9 protein-coding genes are annotated in these 9279 nt (G+C 68.0%); 2 read left to right on the top strand and 7 right to left on the bottom strand.

Going from position 1 to position 9279, the window contains the following annotated elements; translation table 11 throughout:
- The coding region (locus F3J14_RS31380; RefSeq protein WP_166726238.1) for a DUF2520 domain-containing protein at positions 1–725 on the bottom strand (725 nt) is incomplete at its 3' end.
- 510 nt (positions 726–1235) lie between these two features.
- Here F3J14_RS31380 and F3J14_RS31375 point away from each other — a divergent pair.
- Positions 1236–1526 (top strand): hypothetical protein, encoded by a 291-nt coding sequence (locus tag F3J14_RS31375; protein WP_166726237.1) that lies wholly within the window; start codon positions 1236–1238, stop codon positions 1524–1526.
- Positions 1527–1631: 105 nt separating this feature from the next.
- On the opposite strand, the gene F3J14_RS31370 is transcribed toward F3J14_RS31375, so the two are convergent.
- Both F3J14_RS31370 and F3J14_RS31365 read right to left on the bottom strand, forming a co-directional pair.
- Positions 1632–2303 carry a LysE family transporter gene (locus F3J14_RS31370; RefSeq protein ID WP_166726236.1) on the bottom strand — a complete coding sequence of 224 codons (672 nt, stop codon included), beginning with the start codon at positions 2301–2303 and terminating at the stop codon, positions 1632–1634.
- 34 nt (positions 2304–2337) lie between these two features.
- The gene (locus tag F3J14_RS31365; RefSeq protein ID WP_166726235.1) at positions 2338–3894 is read right to left on the bottom strand and encodes a UbiD family decarboxylase; all 1557 of its coding nucleotides are present in this window, start codon (positions 3892–3894) and stop codon (positions 2338–2340) included.
- A 596-nt stretch (positions 3895–4490) separates the two neighbouring features.
- Between F3J14_RS31365 and F3J14_RS31360 the strand changes: the two genes are divergently transcribed.
- Positions 4491–5618, top strand: a complete 1128-nt coding sequence (locus F3J14_RS31360) for a transglycosylase SLT domain-containing protein (RefSeq protein ID WP_166726234.1) — start codon at positions 4491–4493, stop codon at positions 5616–5618.
- Between the two features lie 111 nt (positions 5619–5729).
- Here F3J14_RS31360 and F3J14_RS31355 read toward each other — a convergent pair whose 3' ends face one another.
- From F3J14_RS31355 to ribBA, 4 genes are all read right to left on the bottom strand, one after another.
- On the bottom strand, positions 5730–6926 hold the full coding sequence (locus F3J14_RS31355; RefSeq protein WP_166726233.1) for a pyridoxal phosphate-dependent aminotransferase: 1197 nt from the start codon (positions 6924–6926) through the stop codon (positions 5730–5732).
- A gap of 70 nt (positions 6927–6996) precedes the next feature.
- Positions 6997–7434 carry a transcription antitermination factor NusB gene (gene nusB, locus F3J14_RS31350; RefSeq protein ID WP_006754954.1) on the bottom strand — a complete coding sequence of 146 codons (438 nt, stop codon included), beginning with the start codon at positions 7432–7434 and terminating at the stop codon, positions 6997–6999.
- Positions 7431–7946 (bottom strand): 6,7-dimethyl-8-ribityllumazine synthase, encoded by a 516-nt coding sequence (gene ribH, locus F3J14_RS31345; RefSeq protein ID WP_006754953.1) that lies wholly within the window; start codon positions 7944–7946, stop codon positions 7431–7433. The genes nusB and ribH overlap by 4 nt, the downstream gene beginning before the upstream one ends.
- A 52-nt stretch (positions 7947–7998) precedes the next feature.
- The gene (ribBA, locus tag F3J14_RS31340) at positions 7999–9141 is read right to left on the bottom strand and encodes a bifunctional 3,4-dihydroxy-2-butanone-4-phosphate synthase/GTP cyclohydrolase II (protein ID WP_166726232.1); all 1143 of its coding nucleotides are present in this window, start codon (positions 9139–9141) and stop codon (positions 7999–8001) included.
- Between the last annotated feature and the right edge of the window lie 138 nt (positions 9142–9279).

The following is a 9279-nucleotide window of genomic DNA, read 5'->3' as shown; positions in this document are numbered from 1 at the left end:
GTGTCGCCGCGCGACACCGGGCCCGCGAGTGCGTTCGCGAGGCCCTTGTCGCGTGCGGTCTCGATCGTGCCGGCGAGCATCGGCAGCAGCGCGCGCAGCGCGGCGGCCTCGTCGAAGCCCAGGCCGCGCCATAGCTCGATCGCTTCCGACAGCCCGCACAGCGCGAAGCTCGCCGCGTAATGCGCGGCCGCGTGATAGAGCATCCGGCCGCCGGCCGGAATCGACAGCGGATGGCAGCCGAGTGCGGCAGCAAGCCGCAGCAGCGTCGCGTGCAGCGCGCCGTCGGCTTCAAGCGTGACCGAGCAGCCGTCGATACGGGCGAGATCGGCGTCCGTGCCGCCGAACAGGTACAGCGGATGGAAACCGCCGGTGGCCGCGCCTTGCCGTCTTGCCGGAACGAGCAACTCGACTGCCGACGCGCCGCTGCAGTGGACGAGCGCCTGGGCCGCCGCGCGCCCCGCGTCGAACCGCAGCGCTGCGGCGGTCGACGCGAGATGGTCGTCGGGCACGGTCAGGAAGATCAGGTCGGCGGCGTCGACCACCTGCTGCGGCGTGTCGACTGCCCGGCAGCCGTCGATGCGCGCGGCGAGTGCCGTGGCCGATTCCGCCGTGCGGCTCGCGATCGCGACGACTGGAAAGCCGGCCGCCGCGAAACGCCGGGCGACGCAGCGCGCAAGGCGACCGGCGCCGATGAAGCCAAGGCGGGGAGTGTCGGGGAGGGACATGGCGGGCCACGAAGCGAAAACGGAGCAGCCGCCAGTATCGCAGGAATGACCGGGCGGGCGCAGATGGGTGGCGCCGGGCCGGACGATCTGGACGGCGATGTTCGATGCGGCAATCGGTCAATGCACGCCTCAGTTTCGCCGCTCGATGACGACCGTCGCATTCGGCCCCAAATCGCCCCAGGCCCGCGTTGCTCTTGAATTGTCGGCGTCTTGTCTCGAATTTGTAATCGTTCATTACGGAAGCGCGCCGGCCGCGCTTACCGGATCCGGTAAGACTGACCGGCTAGCGTGTCGCGATTTCACTGGTCGGACGGAATCGCGCGACCCGCAAGGCGAGTCGCGGGTTCGCGCAGCCCGGCCGCACGCTGGCTGCGCCCGCGTTGAATTGCAATTTGCAACAAATGCGCAATACACGTGGGGCGGGTTTTCGCTACATTGCTTGCATGCGACGTGCATGCCCGCCGTTGCCGACAGGGGCGCACAAATTACCGCTCCAGCAGGAGAATCGAAGTGAAAAAACTCATTCCGTTCATCGCCGCCGCCGCGCTGGGCCTGGGTGCCGCAAGCGCCGCGCAGGCCCACGTGTCGATCGGGGTCGGCATTGGTGTCCCGGTCGCACCTGCGTATCCCGTGTATGCAGCGCCGCCGCCTGTGTATTACGCGCCCCCGCCCCCGCCAGTGTATTACGCACCGGCGCCGGCGTACTATGCACCGCCCCCCGTGGTTGTCGGTGGCTACTACGGTCGTCCGTACTGGCGTCACGGTTACGGTGGCTGGGGTCACCACGGCTGGCGTCGTTGATGCAATAGTCCGCGTGGCCGCCTGAGCGCACGCGGCAAAACGGCGCAACGTCCCTCGCGGGGCGTTGCGCCGTTTTTCATTTCGGCGCGGCTAGGCGCGCGGCGGTCACACCGCGTGGACGATCAGGTCGCGATAGCCGCCGACGATCACGCTGTACGAGAAATACGCGAACAGCAGTGCGGACGCGACATGGCACGCGCGCATCAGCCCCGCGCCCGCGCGCTTGCGGCCCTGGCTCGCGAGCGTGCACATGAAGAGCGTCCACGCGAGGCCGCCGAGGAAAAAGCCGGACAGGAACACCGACGCCGTCGCCGGCGTGGTCGCGCCGGCTTTCGCGATCAGCGCGCCGCCGACCGCCGCGAACCACAGGATCGCGCTCGGCGACGACATCGCGAGCAGCATCCCGCGCACGAAGCTGCGCCGCGCGCTGGCCCGCGGCTGCGGCGTGTCGTTGGCATCGCCTTCGTCGGCGCCGCCGCCCGGCGCGAGCGCTTCACGCGCCATCTTCCACGTGAGGAACAGCAGCACCGCACCGCCGCCGATCCAGACGATCCAGCGCACGGCCTCGAACTGCAGCAGCACGGCCATCCCCGCGAGCGCGAGCGCCGCGTAGACGAGATCGCCGACGCACGAGCCGACGCCGAGCCAGAAGCCCGGCCGGAAGCCGTGCGACAGCGTCAGCGACAGCATCGCGACGTTGACGAGGCCGATGTCGAGACACAGCGACAGCGACAGGAAGAATCCGTCGGACATCATCGAGGCGGGGGGGAAGCTCATCGTCGTTCTTGCCGGATACGTTCAACGCACGGACTTACAGTCCGATCTCCTGCCAGAGGCGATCGACGCGCGCCTTCACGGCCGCGTCCATCTCGATCGGGCGGCCCCATTCGCGGTTCGTCTCGCCGGGCCACTTGTTGGTCGCGTCGAGCCCCATCTTCGAGCCGAGGCCCGCGACGGGCGACGCGAAATCGAGATAGTCGATCGGTGTGCTGTCGACCATCACGGTGTCGCGCACGGGGTCGACGCGCGTCGTGATCGCCCAGATCACCTCGTTCCAGTCGCGGATGTTCACGTCCTCATCGACGACCACGATGAACTTCGTATACATGAACTGCCGCAGGAAGCTCCACACGCCGAACATCACGCGCTTCGCATGGCCCGCGTAGCTCTTCTTCATCTGGACGATGGCCATCCGGTAGCTGCAGCCTTCCGGCGGCAGGTAGAAGTCGGTGATCTCGGTGAACTGCTTCTGCAGCAGCGGCACGAACACCTCGTTGAGCGCGACGCCGAGCACGGCCGGCTCGTCGGGCGGCTTGCCCGTGTAGGTCGAGTGATAGATCGCGTCGCGGCGCATCGTGATGCGCTCGACGGTGAACACCGGAAACCACTCCTGCTCGTTGTAGTAGCCGGTGTGGTCGCCGTACGGGCCTTCGAGCGCGTGCTCGTACGCGGCGGACGCGTTGCCGGCCGGACGCGACGGTGCGCCGGCCGGAGCAGGGGCGGGCGTGCCTTCCTGCGGGTGAATGAAGCCTTCGAGGACGATCTCCGCGCGGGCGGGCACCTGCAGCGTGTCGACGCCGGGCGTCAGGCACTTCGCGAGTTCGGTGCGGCTGCCGCGCAGCAGGCCGGCGAACTGGTACTCGGACAGCGAATCGGGCACGGGCGTCACCGCGCCGAGCGTCGTGGCCGGATCCGCGCCCAGCACGACCGCGACCGGATACGGCTTGCCCGGGTTCTGCAGCGCGAATTCGCGGAAGTCCAGCGCGCCGCCGCGATGCGCGAGCCAGCGCATGATCAGCTTGTTGCGACCGATCAGCTGCTGGCGGTAGATGCCGAGGTTCTGGCGCGGCTTGTTCGGCCCGCGCGTGACCGTCAGGCCCCACGTGACGAGCGGCCCCGCGTCGCCGGGCCAGCAGGTCTGGATCGGCAGCTTGTGCAGATCGACGTCGGCGCCTTCCCAGACGATCTCCTGGCACGGTGGCGACGACACCGATTTCGGCGCCATGTCCCATACGGCCTTCGCGAGCGACAGCAGCTTGCCGGCGTCCTTCAGGCTCTTCGGCGGATCCGGCTCCTTCAGCGCGGACAGCAGCCGCCCGACGTCGCGCAGCGAGCCGAGCGCGGCGTCGTCGCCCGCATCGACGCCCATCCCGAGCGCGACGCGGCGCGGCGTGCCGAACAGGTTGCCGAGCACCGGAAACGCATTGCCGGGCGGTGCGTTGAACAGCAGCGCCGGGCCGCCGGCGCGCAGCACGCGATCGCACAGCTCGGTCATTTCGAGCACGGGCGACACGGGTTGCGTGACGCGCCGCAGTTCGCCGAGCGCCTCGAGGCGCTGGATGAAATCGCGTAAGTCTTTGTATTTCATGAAGAAGGTCCGGGCCGCCCGCAAAGCGGGCAGCGGTGGGCGGGCGCAGCGGCCGGCTGCGGCCCCGAATCGATCGCCGATTTTACCCGGGCCGCCGCGCGCACGCCCGGCGGTGAAAAAAGTCGACCGCGCGCGGAGCCCCTACGGCAGGGGGCTCGCGATCTGAAGGGCGATTCAAAATTACTTTTTGTTATGATTTTGAGATTTCATAGTGTTGACGATCTATAAAACCCTGCTAGAATCCGCTCACATTGGCTGCAGGGTAAAAGGCTTCGAGCCGCCAATCACCGATCTTTGACGCAGCGCGTCACCGTCCGCCGATACCTGCACGGCGTATTCGACGGCCTTAGTAGTAGTCCCAGCCAGCGCTACCACACGCTGGTTTTTTGCGTGGGTGCCACCGCGTATGCCCGCCTCGCCCAATGTGCGAAGGTGCCGGCCCTCTTACACCGTGGCCTCGAACGGTACTTATACCGTTTCCCCGATGCTTGCGCGTCCCAACCAAGGCGGGCGGCATCGTGATTCCGCGGCACGTATTCTGTCTCGCCATCGAGCTGAGCGAGCCGCACGAGTCATGTTCATGGGAGATGATCTGAATGAACGCTTGGTTATCGTGGCGTCCCAATGAGCAGCATGCGCAGTTCGTGCGCGACATGCTGCGTCGCGGGACGCGTGTCAGTCACCATTTATTCAGCGTTGTCGGCTGTCTCGCTGTCGCGATCGCACTGGCCCTGTGGCTGCTGCCGACCGTGCGCGGGAACATCGCCGCGAAGCTGATGCCGGTCGTATCCGCGGCCGTGCAGGCCGGTCCGGCCCGTCTGCTGACCGGTCATCCGCTGCCGAACTTCGCGCCTGCCGGCGCGCAGCCGCAGCAGGCGCAGCAGGAAGACGCCCCCGAAACGGATGCGCTCGCCGTCGGTCTCGACGTTGCACCGGAAGCCGCCGCGCAGAACGATGCGTCCGATCCGGCCCGCAACGGCCCGTCGCCCGTCGCGCTCGCGAAACTGATCCCGACCCAGCGGGTTCCGGCCGATGCGCGCGACGATCGTGCGCTCGCGTCGAACCGTGAACAGGCGCTCGTCGCCACCTACCTGTCGCGCCGTTACCGGGTCGCGCAGGAGCCGCTCGGCCAGCTCGTCAAGGCTGCGTTCCAGACCGGTCGCGACGTCGGCCTCGATCCGCTGCTGCTGCTGTCCGTGATGGCGATCGAATCGGGCTTCAACCCGTACGCGGAAAGCGGCGTCGGCGCGCAGGGCCTGATGCAGGTCATGTCGAAGGTCCATTCCGACAAGTTCGAATATTTCGGCGGTACCGATACCGCGCTGCAACCGCTCGCGAACCTGCAGGTCGGCGCGCTGGTGCTGAAGGACTGCATCGCCCGCGGCGGCTCGCTCGCGAACGGCCTGCGCATGTACAACGGGTCGACCAACCCGGACGACACCGCCTACGGCTCGAAGGTCATGGCCGAGCGCGCCCGCCTGCGCGACGTCTCGCATGGCCGCAGCGTGCCGTTCAATACGCCGGCCCAGCCGTCGAAGCCGATCGTGACCGCGGCCGCGACGGCAGCGGCAGGCGGCGGCGCGAAGCGCGTGCACGCGACGCTCGACGCCGCGCAGCCGATCGCCGCGAAGGCTGCCGCCGTGCCGAAGGGCGCGCCGCAGCAGAATGACGCGAGCGTCGACACCGCGAAGTCGCACGGCGACCACTCGGAACTCGGCGCGTAACGCCACGCGGTTCCAGCCGGACCCAAGCAAAAAGGCACCCGATCCGGGTGCCTTTTTCTTTTTGTGCGACCGCAAGGGCACCGCGCGCCGGCCGGGATGGCCGGTCGGACGTCAGTGCTGGCCGAACAGCGCCGCCAGCCGCTCGACGGCCTCTTCGAGGCGCGTGTACGCGGTCGCATAGGACAGCCGGATATAGTCGCGGGGCGCATGGACGCCGAAGTCCATGCCCGGCACCAGCACGACCCCCGCGTCGTGGAGCATCGCCTGCGTGAGTGCCGCGCTGTCGCCGGCCGCTGGATGGGCGACGCCGCCACAGTGCGCGTACACGTAGAACGCGCCGTCCGGCATCACGGGTACCGTGAAGCCGAGCCGTTCGAGGGCCGGCGCGATGAAGTCGCGGCGACGCTTGAACTCGAGGCGGCGCGCTTCGTAGATGTCGAGCGCCGCCGGTTCGAAGCACGCGAGCGCCGCGTGCTGCGCGAGCGCGGACGGGCAGATGAACAGGTTCTGCGACAGCTTTTCGAAGGTGCCGACGAGCGACGGCGGCACGACCAGCCAGCCGAGTCGCCAGCCGGTCATGCTGAAGTATTTCGAGAAGCTGTTCACGGTGACGACATCGTCGCCGAACGACAGCGCCGACACGGGCGCCGCGTCGTAGCTGAGCCCCTGGTAGATCTCGTCGACGATCGTGAAGCCGCCGCGAGCGCGCACGGCTTCGACGATCCGCTTCAGCTCGTCCGGCTCGAGCGACGTGCCGGTCGGGTTCGACGGCGACGCGAGCAGCACGCCGCGCGTGCGGCTGCCCCAGCGCGTGCGGACGTCGTCCGCGGTGAGCTGGAAGCGGGCTTCCGGGCCGCTCGGCACGAGCACCGGGCGGCCTTCGGCCGCCGCGACGAAGTGCCGGTTGCACGGATACGACGGGTCGGGCATCAACACCTCGTCGTCGCGGCCGACGAGCGCGAGGCAGGCGAGCAGCAGCGCGGCCGACGCGCCGGCCGTCACGACGATCCGCTCGGGGCTGATCGTGAGGCCGTACGCGCGTGCATAGTGCGCGGCGATCGCTTCGCGCAGCGGCGCGATGCCGAGTGCGCTCGTGTACTGCGTGACGCCGCGGCGCAACGCGGCCGCGGCCGCCTCGACGACGGGCTCCGGCGCGGTGAAATCCGGTTCGCCGATGCCCATGTGGATAACATCGCGCCCGGTGGACTCGAGCCGCTGTGCCTCCTTCATCAGTTCCATCACGTAGAAGGGCTGGATCGCGTCGACGCGTGCGGCGAGCGTGACGAGCGAATCGGCGGTGGTATTCATCGGTCGGACGGGGCGAGGAAGGGGGGGGAGAATGAAAAACGGGCGCTTGCGCGCCCGTGTACAAACGGAATCAGCCGTTGCGGCGCGCCTGCGTTTCGGCGGGGCGCAGCTTCGCGGCGAGCTTGTCGAGCACGCCGTTGACGTACTTGTAGCCGTCCGAGCCGCCGAACGTCTTCGCGAGTTCGACCGCTTCGTTGATGATCACGCGGTACGGTGTTTCGACATGATGCGTGAGCTCGAACGTCGCGATCAGCAGCACGGCGCGTTCGACCGGCGACAGCTGGTCGACCGGACGGTCGAGCGACGGCGTGAGGGCTTCGATGAGCGTCGCATGCTCGCGAATCACGCCGTGCAGGATGGCGTCGAGCAGCTCCTTGTCGGCCTTGTCGTAACCGAGCGCGCCACGCAGTTGCGCGTCGATCTCGCCGGGGGCCGCGTTCGACAGCAGCCACTGATACAGGCCCTGCGTCGCCAGCTCGCGCGATTGTCGGCGGGCGCTCTTCTTCATGCGCGCTCCTCTTCGTCTTCTTCGTCTTCTTCTTCGTCCTCGTCGTCGCCGAGCTGGTCGAGCGCCATCGTCAGGTTCGCCATCTCGACTGCGACGCGTGCGGCGTCACGACCCTTTTCGGTCATGCGCGCGACGGCCTGCTCGTCGTTTTCGGTCGTCAGGACCGCGTTCGCGATCGGCAGGTTGAAGTCGAGGCCGATGCGGGTGATGCCCGCGCCGCTTTCATTCGACACGAGTTCGAAGTGGTACGTCTCGCCGCGGATCACCGCGCCGAGCGCGATCAGTGCGTCGAACTGGCCGCTTTCCGCGAGCTTCTGCAGCGCGAGCGGGATTTCCAGCGCGCCGGGCACCGACACGAGCAGCACGTCTTCACCGGAGACGCCGAGGCGCTCGAGTTCTTCGACGCATGCATCGGCCAGGCCGTTGCAGACGGGTTCGTTGAAGCGGGATTGCACGATGCCGATACGCAGGCCGTCGCCTTCGAGATTCGGTTGGTATTGTCCGATTTCCATGATCTGTCCGTGGTGTGGATGAACGGTTATAGGGCGAAAGCGCCGTGGCGGGTTACGCGTGGGACGCCGGGCAGGACTTGGCTTCGCCGCCGGGCATCGGAATGAAGCCCGTGACTTCGAGGCCGTAGCCGGACATGCTGCCCAGCTTGCGCGGATTCGACAGCACCTGCATCTTGCCGACGCCGACGTCGCGCAGGATCTGCGCGCCGATGCCGAACGTCTTGAAATCGACCGGCCGGCGCTTCAGCGCAGCGGCCTTTTCTTCCTCGTCGAACGCCTTGAAGACGTCGATCAGATGTTCCTTCGTGTCGCCGCAGTTGAGCAGCACGATCACGCCGAGGTCGCGTTCCGCGATGTCGCGCATCGCGGCGTCGAGCGTCCACGAGTGCGTCGAGATGCTCGTCTCGAGCAGGTCGAGGACCGACAGCGGCTCGTGCACGCGCACGGGCGTATCGACGTCGGGCGACGGCGTGCCGCGCACCAGCGCGATGTGCGGCGAGCCGGTCGGCTGGTCGCGGTACAGCACCGCGCGGAACGTGCCGTGCGCGGTCTGCATCGTGCGCTCGGCGATCCGCTCGATGATCGATTCGGTGCGGCTGCGGTACTGGATCAGGTCGGCGATCGTGCCGATCTTCAGGTTGTGCTCCTTCGCGAACTCGAGCAGGTCGGGCAGGCGCGCCATCGTGCCGTCGTCCTTGATGACCTCGCAGATCACCGCGGCCGGCGTAAGCCCGGCGAGCGCGGTGAAGTCGCAGCCGGCCTCGGTGTGGCCGGCGCGCACGAGCACGCCGCCCGGCTGCGCCATGATCGGGAACACGTGGCCCGGCTGCACGATGTGCTCGGGGCGCACGTCGTGCGCGACCGCCGTGGCGATCGTGTGCGCGCGGTCGGCGGCCGAGATGCCGGTCGTCACGCCTTCGGCCGCTTCGATGCTGACCGTGAACGCTGTGCCGTACTGGGTGCCGTTGCGATAGGTCATCAGCGGCAGGTGCAGCTGCTTGCAGCGTTCCTGCGTCAACGTCAGACAAATCAGGCCGCGGCCGTACTTGGCCATGAAGTTGATCGCTTCCGGCGTGACGAATTCGGCGGCGATCACGAGGTCGCCTTCGTTTTCGCGGTCTTCTTCGTCGACCAGGATCACCATCCGGCCGGCTTTCAACTCCGCGATGATGTCGAGCGTGGAGGCGAGCGTCATAAGGGGGCGAGAAAGAGGAAAGTGCGTATTTTACGCCAGCCGGACCGCGTTTCGGCTGGCACCGGCTGCGCACGGCCGGCGGGCACGCCGGAAAGCGGTGCGACCGCCCGGCGAGGCGGGCCTGCCGGGGCCGCCGCA

It is taken from the genome of Burkholderia sp. Tr-862, from assembly GCF_011753085.1.
GTDB classification, from domain to species: domain Bacteria; phylum Pseudomonadota; class Gammaproteobacteria; order Burkholderiales; family Burkholderiaceae; genus Burkholderia; species Burkholderia ambifaria.
Note: the sequence above shows the minus strand (reverse complement) of the source record. Positions and strands in the feature narration are given on the sequence as shown.

What these genes read in the sequence shown, in the direction of transcription:
- F3J14_RS31355 (WP_166726233.1), bottom strand. Translation starts at nt 6,926, where the DNA reads ATGAATACCACCGCCGATTCGCTCGTCACGCTCGCCGCACGCGTCGAC.
- ribH (WP_006754953.1), bottom strand. Translation starts at nt 7,946, where the DNA reads ATGGAAATCGGACAATACCAACCGAATCTCGAAGGCGACGGCCTGCGT.
- nusB (WP_006754954.1), bottom strand. Translation starts at nt 7,434, where the DNA reads ATGAAGAAGAGCGCCCGCCGACAATCGCGCGAGCTGGCGACGCAGGGC.
- F3J14_RS31360 (WP_166726234.1), top strand. Translation starts at nt 4,491, where the DNA reads ATGAACGCTTGGTTATCGTGGCGTCCCAATGAGCAGCATGCGCAGTTC.
- F3J14_RS31365 (WP_166726235.1), bottom strand. Translation starts at nt 3,894, where the DNA reads ATGAAATACAAAGACTTACGCGATTTCATCCAGCGCCTCGAGGCGCTC.
- F3J14_RS31370 (WP_166726236.1), bottom strand. Translation starts at nt 2,303, where the DNA reads ATGAGCTTCCCCCCCGCCTCGATGATGTCCGACGGATTCTTCCTGTCG.
- ribBA (WP_166726232.1), bottom strand. Translation starts at nt 9,141, where the DNA reads ATGACGCTCGCCTCCACGCTCGACATCATCGCGGAGTTGAAAGCCGGC.